Consider the following 13,821-nt stretch of genomic DNA (forward strand, 5'->3'; position numbering starts at 1 on the left):
GGACGGACGATGCCAAAGATCAATTACCTCAAGGTCAACGAGCGGTACTGGGACTCCAACAGCGAGCTCTACCACGACGCCCACCCCGAGCACTTCGACGCCGAGCGGCACCCGTCCTGGGGCATCTGGCACCTTCCGGAGAGCGATCTCAAGATCTTCACCGACGACCTCCCGGCCGGCTCCCGGATCATCGACCTCGGCTGCGGCATCGGGCACGACACCACCGGCTTCGCCCGCGCCGGGTACGAGGCCTACGGCGTCGAACTCTCCTCCGGCCAGCTCTCCCGCAGCCTCGACGACGGAGCCGCGGGCTTCGTCCAGGCCGCGGCGGAGCGCCTGCCGTTCCGTCCGGGCGTCTTCGACGCGGCGTTCTGCGACCACGGCGCCTTCGACTTCTCCCCGCCCGAACGCCTGCTGAGGGAAGCCCACCGGGTGCTCCGCCCCGGCGGCGTCCTCGGCCTGTGCACCTACTCGCCGCTCCTGCAGATGTGCTTCGACCAGAGAAGCGGCGCGGTCGGCGAACGCCTCGCGAACCCCTACGGCGAGGCCCGCATGAAGTACGGCGGCGACGTGGTCGTCTTCCACTCCACCTACGCGCAGTGGATCGACATGTTCCGGGAGTGCGGATTCACCATCGAACGGCTGGTGGAACCCACCGCCCCCGTCGGCGGCGCCACCTACTTCAAGGAAGCCCTCGACCGGGACTGGGCGGAGAAGTGGCCGGCGGAAGTGGTGTGGAAGGTGCGCAAGGCCTGAGCCCGAGGCTTTGGCGGCCGGCCGGACCGCGTCGGCTCCCTCGCGTATGCGCCCCGTACGCACGACACTTGTGACCGCCGGGGACCGTCGTACTCAAGGGGGAACCATATGCGGGACAGCCATCGGGCCGAGGCCGAGCGGCTGTTGGCACGGGCCGTGGAGGAGGAGGTGCGGCGTTCGGGCGGGCGCGTCGACGGGAGCGTGCTGCTCTCGCGGTCGCGCGGCGCCCTGGACGCCATGGCGCAGACGGCCGCCGAGGAGTACGAGACGTACACGCGCGCGCTGGACGAGTCGGACACGGGACGGCTCACCTTCGGCCAGCGGTACGCCCGCGAGGGCGCGGGAACCCCGCTGCTCGTCGCGGTGGTCGCCGCCGTCGCGGCCGGCGTCTCCGACCTCTCCTTCGGCACGAGCGCCGGTACGGCACTCGGCACCGGGGTGGTCGTGGCCGTCGCGGGCGCCGCCGCCACGGTGCTGAAGGTGACGGCGTCCCACGTCCCCGCGGCGAGCCGCCGCGCCGGGGCGCTCAACCAGCCGGGCGGGCCCGAACAGCTCAGGCTGCAGTGGCTGACCGCCCTCGAGGTGCGGGGCATCCGGCCCTTCCTCGACCAGCAGCGCGTCCTCGCCGCCTCCACGAGCGGCAGGGCGGCGAAGAAGCCCGCGCCGCAGCTGCGCGGCACGGACAAGAGCGCGGCGGCGCGCAGGCGCTCCGTGCTCCAGCAGTCCTTCGAGCAACTGCCCGAGAACGAGGGGCCGTTCGCCGGGCGCAGGGCGGAGCTGGGGCGGATCGCCCAGTGGGTGCACGCGGCGCGGGCCAGCACCGACACCCGGCCCACGGTCGTCGTCCTGCACGGCGCGCCGGGCTCCGGCCGGTCCTCGCTCGCCGTGCGGGCGGCGCACGATCTGCGGGACCAGTTCCGCGGGGCGTGCGTGGTCGACCTGCGCGGCGACAACCCGCAGGAGACGCCGCTCTCCACACGGGACGCGCTGCTGCATCTGCTGAACCGCCTGGGCGCTCCCCGCGAGCAGTTGCTGTTCCGCGAGCGGTCCTCGCAGGAACAGCAGGTCAAGCGGCTCAGCGAGCTGTACCACCAGTATCTGACGGGCGTCGCGGTGACGATCATCCTCGATGACGCGGGCGACGCGGAGCAGATCCGCACCCTGATCCCGGAGCGCTCGGACAGCCTGGTCCTCGTCACCGCGCGGGAGCCCGTCGAGTTCCCCGCCGACCTGACCGCGTGGGTGCACTCGCTGCCCGTGCGGGAGCTGGACGAGGCGGGCGCCGAGCAGCTGCTGCGGGAGTCGGCCGAGGACCCGTCGGGCCCCTACGACGCCGACTCCGCGGACGCGGTCCGCGAACTGTGCGGCGGCCTGCCGCTGGCCCTGCGCGCCGCCGGTTCCTCCCTCGGCCCCCGTACGCCCCGGCAGCTCGCCTCGGACCTCGCGGCCTACGGCCCCGTGGAGAAGATCGGCCCCGTCGAGCGCGTCCTGTGGCTGCGCTACAACGACCAGACCGAGTCCGCCCGGCGCCTGCTTCGGCGCCTCGCGCTCGCCGGGCGCGCCTCGCTCGGTCCCTCCGCCGCCGCGGCGCTGCTCGGCACGGACGAGCAGGAGGCGGCCCGGCTGCTCACCGCGCTCGGCCGGGCGGGCCTCGTCGACCGGCTGCGCGGTGGCCGCCACCGCCTGCACGACCTGGTGCGCTCCTTCGCGCAGAGCCGCCTCCTCGACGAGGAGGAGCCCGCCGAGCGCACGGCCGCGCAGGAACGGCTCATCGCCAGTTACGGCGAGCTGGCCGACACCGTGATCCGCCTGGTCGACGGCAAGACGTCCACCCGCGCCGACCAGTTCGGGCAGCACGGCTTCGCCTCGCTCGACGCGGCGCTGCGCTGGCTGGACGACGAGTCGACGTTCATCACGGCGGCCCTGCGCAACGCCGAGGGCGTCGACCAGCGGGCCGTCCTGAACCTCCTGGGCGCCCTGTGCGACTACTGCCTGCTCCGCGGCGACCTGTACCGCCTCGGTGAGATCCAGGAGCTGACGCAGGCCATCGACCAGGGGCTGCTCGGCCGCAGCGTGCAGTGGCGCACCGGCATCGCGGCCCGCCAGCTCGGCGAGCTCGATCAGTCCCGTACGACGCTGAACTCCGTCGTCGACCTGTACTTCGAGGCCAACCAGGACGCCGCCGCGGCCCGCGCGCTCGGCTCGCTCGGCATCACGCTGCACCATCAGGGCAATCTCACCGAGGCCGCGGCCCGCCTCACCGAGGCCCTGAACCTCCAGGAGGCCGACGATCTCGCGGGCGACCGCGCCTGGACGCTGCACGCGCTCGCGGCGGTGGAGCGGGACCGCGCCCACCTCGCGCACGCCCTGGACATGCTGGGGACGGCGCTGCGGCTGCACCGCGAGAGCGGCTCGGTGCACGGCGAGGCGTGGACGCACTTCCAGCTCGGCCAGCTCTGCCTGCGCATGGGCGACGTGCCGCGCGCGGAGACCGAGCTGCGCGACGCCCTGGACCGCTACAGCCGCACGCGTGACGCGCGCGGCGAGGCCTGGGCGCTCACCCAGCTCGCGCGGGCCCGCCTGGTGGACGGCGATCCCTCGCCCGCGGTGGACGGCCTGCGCCAGGCGGTGTCCCGGCACCGCGACAACGAGGACGCGCGCGGCGAGGCCTGGTCCCTGTACTACCTCGGCCAGGCCCTGGAGGAGACCGGCGACCTCGACCAGGCGGTGCGGGACCTGGAGCGGGCGCGCACGATGTTCTCCCGGATGCGGGACGTGTACGGCCTGGCGTGCGCCCGGCACCACTCCGCGCGCGTCACCCGGGACCAGCGCGCCGCGCAGACCGGTTCCCTGCGCAACTCCGGCTTCGCCCGTCAGCTCCTGGTCGACGCCCGCGCCGACTTCCAGCGGATCGGCGTGGCGCACGGCGAGGCCTGGACGTGCCTGGAGCTGGTGGTCGTGGACGCGGGCAACAGCCGTACGCAGCAGGCGCTCGGTCTCTGCGACGAGGCGGTCGCGCTGTTCTCCTCGTACGGCGACCGCCGGGGCGAGGACTGGGCCCGCTTCCTGCGCTGCACGCTGCTGCCGTACGCGTCCCCGGGCGGCTGGGAGATCGGCACGGCGGTCGCCCAGGAGGAGCTGGCCCAGCTCGGCCGTGCCGGCCATCCGACGCGCGACGGCAAGCTGACCGAGTACATCCAGGCGTACGGGCTTCTCCTGGAGCGGGGCGCGGGCCTGGAGGCGGGCTGGCAGGCGTGGCGCCTGGGCATGGTCCCGAGCCGGCACGCCCGCGAGATCATGGGTGTGGACATGCCACAGCCGGGCTGACGGCACGGGGCGGCCGGCCCGGTCGGTCCGGTCAGCCCGGAGGACCATCACCTGGCCGGCCGCCCGGCCGGCCAGGGAGGCGGCTACTTCGCGGTGCCGCCCGGCTTCTTCGGGGACGCGCCGTCGCCGCCCGCCGCGGCGCCGACCGGCTCGTCCTTCTCCGCCTTCCGCGCCGGGTCCTGCTCGGGCTCCTTGAAGTCGACCTTGCCCATGTGGCGGTTCATCGACTTCATGAGGCCCCAGACGGCGAGGGCCATCACGGCGAAGACGATGAACCCGAGGACGCCGGGCGTCACCTTGTCGTCGTCGACCTCCTTGGCAAGAGGGACGAGATGCGTCATTGCCAGATGTACGTTCACGCTAGGCATTGTCGCGGATGCCCGCAAAGAGGTCGTCCTCGGGGAGGGAAGTATCGACGAGCGACTTCGCGAGCTCGTACTCCTCCGTGGGCCAGACCTCCCGCTGGAGCTCCAGCGGCACCCGGAACCAGCCGCCCTCGGGGTCGATCTGCGTGGCGTGCGCGATCAGTGCGCGGTCGCGGATCTCGTAGAACTCACCGCACGGGACGTGCGTGGTCAGCGTGCGCTCGACCCGCTCGAACTCGTCCCAGCGCTTGAGCCAGTCCCCGTACGGCGACTCCAGGCCGCGGTCGAGCATCGCCTGGTGCAGGGCCTCGGTGCGCGGACGGTTGAAGCCCTGGTTGTAGTAGAGCTTCTGCGGCTGGAAGGCCGGCCCGAACTCGCTCTCCGGGTACTTCTCGGCGTCCGCCGCCCCCTCGAACGCCACCATGCTGATCTTGTGGGTCATGATGTGGTCGGGGTGCGGATACCCGCCGTTCTCGTCGTACGTCGTGATGACCTGCGGACGGAAGGAGCGGATCTGCCGCACCAGCTCGCCGGCGGCCTTGTCGACGTCCTCCAGGGCGAAGCAGCCCTCGGGCAGCGGCGGCAGCGGGTCGCCCTCGGGCAGCCCGGAGTCGACGAAGCCGAGCCACTCCTGCTTGACGCCGAGGATCTCGCGCGCCTCGTCCATCTCCTTCTTGCGCACCTCGTGGATGTGCTCCTGGATGTAGGCGTCACCCTGGAGCTTGGGGTTGAGGATGTCGCCGCGCTCTCCACCCGTGCACGTCACGACGAGCACGTCCACCCCCTCGGACACGTACTTGGCCATGGTGGCCGCGCCCTTGCTCGACTCGTCGTCGGGGTGGGCGTGCACGGCCATCAGTCGCAGCTGCTCAGTCAAGACTCGATCCTCAAGATATTGGGCGCCCTCGTGAATCCGGCGCTTCAGCCGGCTTCTATAGTGACGGAACCGGGGGGCGGAAAATTCCGGCATCCCCTGTTCCTGGAGGACGATCATGGCGGCGGCGGGCTCGAAGCTCCCCGACGGACTTCCCGGCGGCCATCGGGAAGACGTCCCCGCGGGCAGGTACGGCCGCTCCCGCACCGCGGACGAGGCCGCCGACCGCAAGCTGAGGATCGTGGGCTCCGTGCTCGGCGTGCTCCTGCTCGGCGTGGTCGGCTGGTTCGGCTACGACTACATCAACGGCACGAAGCTGAGCGCCGAGGTCATCAAGTTCGACGTCGTCTCGGCCGAGTCCGTCGAGGCCCACCTCGAAGTGCGCAAGGACGCCGGGGCCAAGGGGTACTGCACCCTGCGCTCGCAGGCCGAGTCCGGCGCCGAGGTCGGCCGCGCGGACTTCCGCTTCGACCAGCGGACCGACCGGATCGACCAGGTCGTCACCCTCCGCACGACGGAGAAGGCCACCAGCGTCGAGCTGCTCGGCTGCCACGCCGACTGACGTAGCGGCTTTACGGCCCCCACCAGCGACGACGTAAGTCCGATGGCTTATGTCCTCCCTCTGGCGCGCCTGAATTGTTAGGCTCGTGGTTTCGCCCACCCGAGAAGGAACATCCTTCTGGGTAGGGCGATGCTTTGTATTCCCAGTACCTACGAGGAGCACCTGTGACCCAGACCAGCGAGAACGTCACCTGGCTGACCCAGGAGGCGTACAACCAGCTCAAGGCCGAGCTGGAGTACCTGTCTGGTCCCGCGCGCACCGAGATCGCGGCGAAGATCGCGGCAGCGCGTGAGGAGGGCGACCTGCGCGAGAACGGCGGGTACCACGCGGCCAAGGAGGAGCAGGGCAAGCAGGAGCTCCGCGTCCGCCAGCTGACCCAGCTCCTGGAGACCGCGAAGGTCGGTGAGGCTCCGGCCGCCGATGGCGTGGTGGCTCCGGGCATGGTCGTGACCATCGCGTTCGACGGCGACGAGGACGACACGGTGACCTTCCTGCTCGCCTCCCGTGAGTACGCCAGCGACGAGATCGAGACGTACTCCCCGCAGTCCCCGCTGGGCACCGGCGTGAACGGCAAGAAGGTCGGCGAGAACGCGGAGTACGAACTGCCGAACGGCAAGTTCGCCTCCGTCAAAATCCTTGAGGCCAAGCCGTACCAGGCCTGATCGAGGCGCCTTCGACACATGCGGACATGACAGGGCCCCCGGCGACCACGCGCGCCGGGGGCCCTGTCATGTCCCGTGCCGGAAGAGGCCCCTATCGAGCCGCCCGGTCGCTCAGGCCGCTCAGGCCGTCGCCGAGCGGTACTTGCGCACGGCCAGCGTGCGGAAGAGCACGATGATCACGACGGAGTAGATCACCGAGGCCCAGACCGGGTGCTGCATGGGCCAGGCCGACGAGGTCGAGACACCGGGGTTGCCGAACAGCTCGCGGCAGGCCTGGACGGTCGCGCTGAACGGGTTCCAGTCGGCGACGTGCCGCAGCCAGGGCGTCATCTGGGTGGAGTCCACGAACGCGTTCGAGATGAACGTGACGGGGAAGAGCCAGATCAGCCCGCCCGACGTGGCCGCCTCCGGGGTGCGGACCGACAGGCCGATGAGCGCGCCGACCCAGGTGAAGGCGTACCCCAGCAGGAGCAGCAGGCCGAAGGCGGCCAGGGCCTTGGCGAAGCCCTCGTGGACGCGCCAGCCGACGATCAGCGCCACGATCGCGAGCACCAGCAGGGTCAGCGCGGTCTGCACGAGGTCGGCGATGGTGCGGCCGGTGAGGACCGCGCCGCGCGCCATGGGCAGCGAGCGGAAGCGGTCGATGAGGCCCTTGTGCATGTCGTCGGCGATGCCCGCGCCCGCGCCCGCCGTGGCGAAGGTGACGGTCTGGGCGAAGATGCCCGCCATCAGGAAGTTCTTGTAGACGTCCGCGCTCGCGGTGTCGCCGATCTTCATCGAACCGCCGAAGACGTACGTGAAGAGGATCACGAACATCACGGGCTGGACGAGACCGAAGAGGATCATCTCGGGGATCCGGGTCATGCGGATGAGGTTCCGCTTGGCGACGACCAGGGAGTCCCTGATGGACTGGCCGATGCCGCCCGCGGGCCTGGGGCCCGCGCCGCGCACGGCGTCGGTGACGGTGCTCACTTGCCGGCCTCCTTGCCGTGCCTGGACTTCGTACGGGTCTGGGCGTCCGTGCCCTCCGCGCCCTCCGCGCCGCCCTCGTCCGTCAGCTCGGCGGCGTGGCCGGTGAGGGAGATGAAGACGTCGTCGAGGGTCGGGCGGCGCAGCCCGATGTCGTCGATCTCGATGCCCCTGGCATCCAGCTCGCGGATGACCTCGGCGAGCAGCTTGGCGCCGCCGGTGACGGGCACGGTCAGCTTGCGCGTGTGCTCGGCGACGGCGACCTCGCCCTTGCCGAAGCCGCGCAGGACCTCCGAGGCGGTCGGGATGTGCTCGCGCTCGTGCACCACGACCTCGACGCGCTCGCCGCCGGTCCTGGCCTTGAGCTGGTCGGAGGTGCCGCGGGCGATGACGCGGCCGTGGTCGATGACGCAGATGTCGTGCGCGAGGTGGTCGGCCTCCTCCAGATACTGCGTCGTGAGCAGCAGCGTCGTGCCGCCCGCGACGAGCTCCTGGATGACCTCCCACAGCTGCTGGCGGTTGCGCGGGTCGAGCCCGGTGGTGGGCTCGTCCATGAACATGACCGGCGGCGACACGACGAGCGCCGCCGCGAGGTCCAGGCGGCGGCGCATGCCTCCGGAGTACGTCTTGGAGGGGCGGTCGGCGGCGTCCAGCAGATTGAACCGGTCGAGCAGCTCGGCCGCCCTGGCCTTCGCCTCCTTGGCCCGCATCTGGTAGAGCTGGCCGACCATCTGGAGGTTCTCCCGGCCGGTCAGATACTCGTCGACGGCGGCGAACTGGCCGGAGAGGCCGATGGAACGGCGCACTTCGTTGGGGTGCTTGAGCACGTCGATGCCCGCGACGACGGCTTTGCCGCTGTCCGGTGTGAGCAGTGTCGTCAGGCAGCGGACCGCCGTGGTCTTCCCGGCGCCGTTCGGCCCGAGGAGGCCGAGCACCGTGCCTTCAGGGACATCCAGATCGACGCCGTCCAGAGCCCTTACGTCGCCGAAGGTCTTGACCAGGCCTTCGGCGTAAATGGCTCCTGGCATGAGAGCCCTCCCCGTGATGTGGGTGACTTCCTATGGAAAAAGACTAGGTTCGCCGGGCATCCGGCGCCCGGGAACTCGTGATGCGCAGCACACAGTAACGCGATACATCGCGTTCGCGCTCCTTTTTTCCACAACTCGTCCGCAGGGGGTTTCCAGCAAGGCCTCGGCCCGGTCAGGCGATGACCGTGTAGCCCGCCGCCCGCAGCGCCGACACCACCTCGGCACGGTGCTCCGGCCCCTTCGTCTCCAGGTGCAGCTCGACCTCCGCCTCGGTGAGGCCGAGGCGCGGATCGGTGCGTACGTGGCTGACGTCCAGGAGGTTGGCGTCCACCTCCGACACCACGCCCAGGAGGGTGGCCAGGGCGCCGGGGCGGTCCGTCAGGCGCAGCCGCAGCGAGAGGTAGCGGCCCGCCGCCGCCATGCCCTGACGCAGGATGCGCTGCATGAGCAAGGGGTCCACGTTGCCGCCGGAGAGCAGCGCGACCACCGGGCCCTCGAACGCCTCGGGGCGGCTGAGCAGGGCCGCGACCGGGCTGGCGCCCGCCGGCTCGACGACCATCTTGGCCCGCTCCAGGCAGAGCAGCAGAGCGGCGGAGAGCTCGTCCTCGCTGACCGTGACGACGTCGTCCACCAGGTCGGCGACCAGGCGGAACGGTACGTCGCCGGGGCGGCCGACCTTGATGCCGTCGGCCATCGTCGCCTGGCCCGCGATCGACACCGGGCGCCCGGCGGCGAGCGAGGGCGGGTAGGCCGCGGAACCCGCCGCCTGCACGCCGACCACCCGCACGTCCGGCCGCACCGCCTTGACCGCCACCGCGACGCCCGCCGCGAGACCGCCGCCCCCGACGCCCACCACGAGCGTGCGCGCCTCGGGGTACTGCTCCAGGATCTCCAGGCCGACCGTGCCCTGGCCCGCGATGATGTCGGGGTGGTCGAAGGGGTGGATGAAGACCGCGCCCGTCTCGTGCGCGTACTCCTGCGCCGCGGCCAGCGTCTCCTCGACGACCTGGCCGTGCAGCCGCACCTCGGCGCCGTACTCCCGGGTCGCCGCGACCTTCGGCAGCGGCGCGCCCGCCGGCATGAACACCGTGGAGCGCACACCGAGCAGCGAGGAGGCCAGCGCCACCCCCTGCGCGTGATTGCCCGCGCTCGCGGCCACCACGCCGGCCGCGCGCTCCTCCGGCAGCAGGCCCGCGATCCGCACATACGCCCCGCGCAGCTTGAACGAGCCGGTCCGCTGGAGGTTCTCGCACTTCAGGTGCACCGGGGCGCCGACCAGGTGCGACAGGTGCCTGCTGCCCTCCATCGCGGTCACGCGCGCCACGCCGGACAACATCTTCCGCGCGCCGCGCACGTCGTCGAGGGTCACGGTCGGAAAGGGGGCAGGCGTGCGAAAGCTCATGGGCGCAAGTCTTGCAGCCGACGGCTCCGCGCCTCCGTGACGACCACGGGCCGAGACCGTTTGCCGCGTAGGTTTGCGCAGCGCAGGTACGGTCCGCGCCGTGGCCGCGTACCCTGTCCCCCAACCCACCGCCCTCGCATGAAGTGAGCCCCCGGCCATGCCCACAACTCCGGACATGACGACCGCCAGTGAACCCGGCCTCCTCGACAGCCTGCAGCACCAAGTGGCCGTCTTCGCCCGCCGGGCCGAACAGACCCGCCTCGGCGGCGTAGGCCAGGTCCGCAACTCCATGGACCGAGCCGCGTACCTGCTGCTCAACCGCCTCGACAAGGAAGGCCCCATGGGCGTCAAGGCGCTCGCCGCGAGCATGGGCATCGACTCGTCGACCGTCACCCGGCAGGTCGCCCCGCTGGTGGACACCGGGCTCGTGAAGCGCACCTCGCACCCCGAGGACGGCCGGGCCGTGGTCCTCCAGCTCTCGCCGCGCGGCCAGACCAGGCTGGAGGAGGTCCGCTCCTCGCGGCGCGAGCTGATGGCCGAACTGACGCAGGACTGGGCCCCGGAGGAGCGCGAGAGCTTCTGCGCGCTCCTCACACGCTTCAATTCCGCCCTCTCGGCGCGACAGACGTCACAGACGGCGCCCGGCGGAGAGGTTCCGGCCACTCCGGAGTCTTGACCCCGGACCCGCGTTGGGCCTCATATGAGACCGGGATCCCCCTTCCTTCCGGCCGGGAGGCGTGGTGCGAGAACGGCAGGCGTTCCAGGACGCCCGCCGTGCCCGGGAGTTCGAGGCGTTCGTCGCGGGCGCGGCAGGGCGGCTCCTCCATGCCGCCACCCTGCTCACGGCGGAGCTCCCGGACGACAACCCACGCGCGCGTGCCCTGCTCACCGACGCCCTCGCCCACACGTACGCGACGTGGGACCGGCTGCGCGGCGAGGACCCGTACGACCGCGCCAGGCAGCAGGTCGCCGTCCGCTTCGCGCGCGGCGCCTGGCGGCGTCACCGCGGGCACGGCGGGGTCCTCGAACGGCTGAATCCCCAGGAGCGGCTGATCCTCGTCCTGCGGATGTACGAGGGCGTGGCCGAGGAGCAGACGGCGGCGCTCCTCGCCCTGCCCACGGAGCGCGTCCAGGTGATCTGCGCCCGCGCCATGGCACGGGTCCTGCACCCGCCGCGCGGTCCCGCGCCCCCGCGCGCCCTCAGCGGGACGGCGCCGTCATGAGCCAGTACGAGCGCAGGGAGGTCGCCGTCCGGCGGCTCCTGGAGGGCGTCCCGCCGTCCGTGCCGCCGGAGCTGTGCGAGGAGGCCCTCCGGCGCGGCGGGCGCAGGCTGCGGCGGCGCAGGGCGGTGCGCGGGCTGCTGTGGCTCGCGCTGTTCGCCGCCGTCGTCGCGTTCTCCGTGTGGGCCTCCGTCGCGCAGCCGTGGGTGGAGCCGCCCGCGGAGACGACTCCACCCCTCACGCGCTGGTAGCGGACGGGGCCGTCGGGCTCACGAGCCGAGAGCCTGCTGGAGGTCGGCGAGCAGGTCGTCCGCGGACTCGATGCCCACGGAGAGGCGCACCAGGTCGGCGGGGACCTCGAGGGCCGAGCCCGCGACCGAGGCGTGCGTCATGCGGCCCGGGTGCTCGATCAGGGACTCGACGCCGCCCAGGGACTCGCCCAGGGTGAACAGCTTGGCGCGGTTGCAGACCTCCACGGCCGCCTCCTCGCCGCCCGCGACGCGGAACGACACCATCCCGCCGAACGCCTTCATCTGCTTGGCGGCGATCTCGTGGCCGGGGTGCTCGGGAAGGCCCGGGTACAGGACGTGCGTCACGCGTGCGTGCCGGGACAGCATCTCCGTCACCCGGGTGGCGTTCTCGCTGTGCCGGTCCATGCGCACCGCGAGGGTCTTGATGCCGCGCAGCACCAGCCAGGCGTCGAAGGGCCCGGCGACGGCGCCCATCGCGTTCTGGTGGTAGGCCAGCTCCTCGCCGAGCGCCGCGTCGCTGACGACGAGCGCGCCGCCGACGACGTCCGAGTGGCCGCCCATGTACTTCGTCATGGAGTGCACGACGACGTCCGCGCCGAGCGCGAGGGGCTGCTGGAGGTAGGGGCTGGCGAAGGTGTTGTCGACGACCAGGCGCACCCCGGCCTCGCGGGCGACCTGCGCGAGCGCCGCGATGTCGGTGATGCCGAGCAGCGGGTTGGAGGGGGTCTCCACCCAGATCGCCTTGGTCCGGTCGGTCAGTGCGGCCCGCACCGACGCCGGGTCCGAGGTGTCGGCCACCGACCAGTCGACGCCCCAGCGCGAGACGACCTTGTCGAAGAGCCGGAACGTGCCGCCGTACGCGTCATTGGGGATGACGACGTGGTCACCGGGGCCCAGCAGCGTACGGAGCAGGCAGTCCTCGGCCGCCAGTCCCGACGCGAAGGCGAGCCCGCGACGGCCGCCCTCCAGCGCGGCCAGGTTCTCCTCCAGGGCGGTCCGCGTCGGGTTCGCGCTGCGGCTGTACTCATAGCCGCCGCGCAGTCCGCCCACGCCGTCCTGCTTGTAGGTCGAGACCTGGTAGATGGGCGGGACGACGGCGCCGGTGAGGGGGTCGGCGGTGTTCCCGGCGTGGATGGCCACGGTCTCGAAATTCTGCCTGCTGTACGAGTCACTCATGCGGCCTGAGCGTAGTGCGCCGCGGGGGCCTTCCGCCCGAGTCGGTCCGGGTACGTCCCCACAGGTTGGCCAATTGTGGGACGCGTCTGGTTCGCTTGGTCCATGGAGATTCTCTGGGTCCTGATGGCAGTGATCATGATCGGCGCGGTCCTCGGACCCGTCCTGCTGCGCAGGCGCGGTGGAATCCGGCAGGTCGCCCCCGGCTCGCCGGACGCCGCGGACCCGGCGGACTACGGCTTCCTGCGCCAGGAGGAGCTGGACATCCGCATGCCGGGCCCGGACGCCGACCTCCTCGAAGTGCTCGACCTGGTCCAGCGCACGCAGGAGTGGAAGGCCGCCGCGCAGCTCCTCGCGGGCACGGAGACGCACGGCGAGCTGCGCTGGCAGCGCGTGCAGGCCTTCGCGGGCGCGGCCTCCCTGGAGCTGCGGCAGCGGCCCGGCGGGGTGAGCGACAGCCCCGGCGGGCAGTGGCTGCGCGTCTGGCGGGCGGAGGCCCCCAAGGACGCGGGCGGCGCCGCCGTGCACGCGGAGTTCCTGGTCCAGCAGGCGTGGCGCACCTCCACGCAGGGGACCGACGAGTTCCGGATCATCCTGGAGGAGGCGAAGGAGGCGTGCGCGCAGGCGGCGCTGCTGGCCCCCGGCGACCCCATTCCGTACATCATCGAGCTGTCCATCGCCCGGGGCCTCGCGTACCCCCGCGAGGAGTTCGAGCAGCTGTGGCTGAAGATCCTGGACCGCGCGCCCGCGCACATGGGGGCGCACCTGGCGGCGCTGCACTACTGGTGCGAGAAGTGGCACGGTTCCCGTGACCTCGCCCAGAGCTTCGCCGAGGCGGCCGCGTCCCGGGCGCCCAGAGCCTCCCTGCTCGCCGCGCTCCCCCTCTTCGCGGTGTACGAGCACCTCCCCGAGGTCAACCTCGTCCGCGGGTTCTACGAGAGCGAGGTCGTCACCAAGGCCATCGAGGGCGCCCTCTTCGCGGTGCACGCGGCGCGCCCCGACGACCCGATGCTGGCGCACGTCCGCCACCTGCTCGTCTTCTTCCTGGTCCGCTGCGAGCGCTGGGGCGAGGCCATGAGCCAGCTCGTCCACGTGGACGGCCACGTCGGCGCCCTGCCCTGGACCCTCTCCGCCGACCCCGCGTCGGACTACGCGATCTACCGCGCCCTGGCCGTCGCGGGGTACGAGGCGAACGGTGGCAGCCCGGCGACCCTGCCGCACTGAGGCGCGGG

14 protein-coding genes are annotated in these 13,821 nt (G+C 72.1%); 8 read left to right on the forward strand and 6 right to left on the reverse strand.

Annotated features, from left to right (window positions below):
• Positions 1 to 9: 9 nt before the first annotated feature.
• Together DCW30_RS02050 and DCW30_RS02055 are read left to right on the forward strand one after the other, a co-directional pair.
• Complete coding sequence (locus tag DCW30_RS02050) at positions 10 to 756, forward strand: class I SAM-dependent methyltransferase (RefSeq protein WP_076684814.1); 747 nt, start codon at positions 10 to 12, stop codon at positions 754 to 756.
• A 108-nt stretch (positions 757 to 864) separates the two neighbouring features.
• Positions 865 to 4,083, forward strand: a complete 3,219-nt coding sequence (locus DCW30_RS02055; RefSeq protein ID WP_076684815.1) for a tetratricopeptide repeat protein — start codon at positions 865 to 867, stop codon at positions 4,081 to 4,083.
• A gap of 83 nt (positions 4,084 to 4,166) precedes the next feature.
• Here DCW30_RS02055 and DCW30_RS36475 read toward each other — a convergent pair whose 3' ends face one another.
• On the reverse strand, positions 4,167 to 4,424 hold the full coding sequence (locus DCW30_RS36475) for a hypothetical protein (RefSeq protein WP_079250022.1): 258 nt from the start codon (positions 4,422 to 4,424) through the stop codon (positions 4,167 to 4,169).
• A 19-nt stretch (positions 4,425 to 4,443) separates the two neighbouring features.
• A complete protein-coding gene (gene mca, locus DCW30_RS02065; RefSeq protein ID WP_076684817.1) occupies positions 4,444 to 5,325 on the reverse strand; it encodes a mycothiol conjugate amidase Mca in 882 nt (293 codons plus the stop codon).
• Between the two features lie 115 nt (positions 5,326 to 5,440).
• Here mca and DCW30_RS02070 point away from each other — a divergent pair, with 115 nt between their 5' ends.
• Together DCW30_RS02070 and greA are read left to right on the forward strand one after the other, a co-directional pair.
• Positions 5,441 to 5,884: a DUF4307 domain-containing protein gene (locus DCW30_RS02070; RefSeq protein WP_076684818.1), complete on the forward strand. Its 444-nt coding sequence runs from the start codon at positions 5,441 to 5,443 to the stop codon at positions 5,882 to 5,884.
• Positions 5,885 to 6,048: 164 nt separating this feature from the next.
• Positions 6,049 to 6,546: a transcription elongation factor GreA gene (greA, locus tag DCW30_RS02075; protein ID WP_062780846.1), complete on the forward strand. Its 498-nt coding sequence runs from the start codon at positions 6,049 to 6,051 to the stop codon at positions 6,544 to 6,546.
• 120 nt (positions 6,547 to 6,666) lie between these two features.
• Here greA and DCW30_RS02080 read toward each other — a convergent pair whose 3' ends face one another.
• From DCW30_RS02080 to ilvA, 3 genes are all read right to left on the reverse strand, one after another.
• A complete protein-coding gene (locus DCW30_RS02080) occupies positions 6,667 to 7,518 on the reverse strand; it encodes an ABC transporter permease (protein WP_076684819.1) in 852 nt (283 codons plus the stop codon).
• Complete coding sequence (locus tag DCW30_RS02085) at positions 7,515 to 8,543, reverse strand: ATP-binding cassette domain-containing protein (RefSeq protein ID WP_076684820.1); 1,029 nt, start codon at positions 8,541 to 8,543, stop codon at positions 7,515 to 7,517. Before DCW30_RS02085 ends, DCW30_RS02080 begins: the two co-directional genes overlap by 4 nt.
• 172 nt (positions 8,544 to 8,715) lie before the next feature.
• Positions 8,716 to 9,945 (reverse strand): threonine ammonia-lyase, encoded by a 1,230-nt coding sequence (gene ilvA, locus DCW30_RS02090; protein ID WP_076684821.1) that lies wholly within the window; start codon positions 9,943 to 9,945, stop codon positions 8,716 to 8,718.
• Between the two features lie 157 nt (positions 9,946 to 10,102).
• Between ilvA and DCW30_RS02095 the strand changes: the two genes are divergently transcribed.
• The 3 genes from DCW30_RS02095 (at position 10,103) to DCW30_RS02105 (ending at position 11,416) form a co-directional block, all read left to right on the forward strand.
• Positions 10,103 to 10,621, forward strand: a complete 519-nt coding sequence (locus tag DCW30_RS02095) for a MarR family winged helix-turn-helix transcriptional regulator (RefSeq protein ID WP_076684822.1) — start codon at positions 10,103 to 10,105, stop codon at positions 10,619 to 10,621.
• Positions 10,622 to 10,685: 64 nt separating this feature from the next.
• Complete coding sequence (locus DCW30_RS02100) at positions 10,686 to 11,168, forward strand: sigma factor-like helix-turn-helix DNA-binding protein (protein ID WP_062780851.1); 483 nt, start codon at positions 10,686 to 10,688, stop codon at positions 11,166 to 11,168.
• Positions 11,165 to 11,416 (forward strand): hypothetical protein, encoded by a 252-nt coding sequence (locus DCW30_RS02105; protein WP_076684823.1) that lies wholly within the window; start codon positions 11,165 to 11,167, stop codon positions 11,414 to 11,416. Before DCW30_RS02100 ends, DCW30_RS02105 begins: the two co-directional genes overlap by 4 nt.
• A gap of 18 nt (positions 11,417 to 11,434) precedes the next feature.
• Here the strand turns inward: DCW30_RS02105 and DCW30_RS02110 are convergent, their stop codons facing one another.
• The gene (locus DCW30_RS02110; protein ID WP_062780853.1) at positions 11,435 to 12,592 is read right to left on the reverse strand and encodes a cystathionine gamma-synthase; all 1,158 of its coding nucleotides are present in this window, start codon (positions 12,590 to 12,592) and stop codon (positions 11,435 to 11,437) included.
• Positions 12,593 to 12,694: 102 nt separating this feature from the next.
• Between DCW30_RS02110 and DCW30_RS02115 the strand changes: the two genes are divergently transcribed.
• Entirely contained in the window at positions 12,695 to 13,813 is a 1,119-nt protein-coding gene (locus DCW30_RS02115; RefSeq protein ID WP_076684824.1) for a hypothetical protein, read from the forward strand.
• Positions 13,814 to 13,821 lie beyond the last annotated feature (8 nt).

This window comes from Streptomyces alfalfae (genome assembly GCF_004127445.1).
Taxonomy (GTDB): domain Bacteria; phylum Actinomycetota; class Actinomycetes; order Streptomycetales; family Streptomycetaceae; genus Streptomyces; species Streptomyces alfalfae.

Excerpts from the sequence above, each read along its gene's own strand:
- DCW30_RS02070 (WP_076684818.1), top strand. The coding sequence starts at position 5,441 with ATGGCGGCGGCGGGCTCGAAGCTCCCCGACGGACTTCCCGGCGGCCAT.
- DCW30_RS02115 (WP_076684824.1), top strand. The coding sequence starts at position 12,695 with ATGGAGATTCTCTGGGTCCTGATGGCAGTGATCATGATCGGCGCGGTC.
- ilvA (WP_076684821.1), bottom strand. The coding sequence starts at position 9,945 with ATGAGCTTTCGCACGCCTGCCCCCTTTCCGACCGTGACCCTCGACGAC.
- DCW30_RS02095 (WP_076684822.1), top strand. The coding sequence starts at position 10,103 with ATGCCCACAACTCCGGACATGACGACCGCCAGTGAACCCGGCCTCCTC.
- DCW30_RS02085 (WP_076684820.1), bottom strand. The coding sequence starts at position 8,543 with ATGCCAGGAGCCATTTACGCCGAAGGCCTGGTCAAGACCTTCGGCGAC.
- DCW30_RS36475 (WP_079250022.1), bottom strand. The coding sequence starts at position 4,424 with ATGACGCATCTCGTCCCTCTTGCCAAGGAGGTCGACGACGACAAGGTG.
- DCW30_RS02105 (WP_076684823.1), top strand. The coding sequence starts at position 11,165 with ATGAGCCAGTACGAGCGCAGGGAGGTCGCCGTCCGGCGGCTCCTGGAG.
- DCW30_RS02055 (WP_076684815.1), top strand. The coding sequence starts at position 865 with ATGCGGGACAGCCATCGGGCCGAGGCCGAGCGGCTGTTGGCACGGGCC.
- DCW30_RS02110 (WP_062780853.1), bottom strand. The coding sequence starts at position 12,592 with ATGAGTGACTCGTACAGCAGGCAGAATTTCGAGACCGTGGCCATCCAC.
- DCW30_RS02050 (WP_076684814.1), top strand. The coding sequence starts at position 10 with ATGCCAAAGATCAATTACCTCAAGGTCAACGAGCGGTACTGGGACTCC.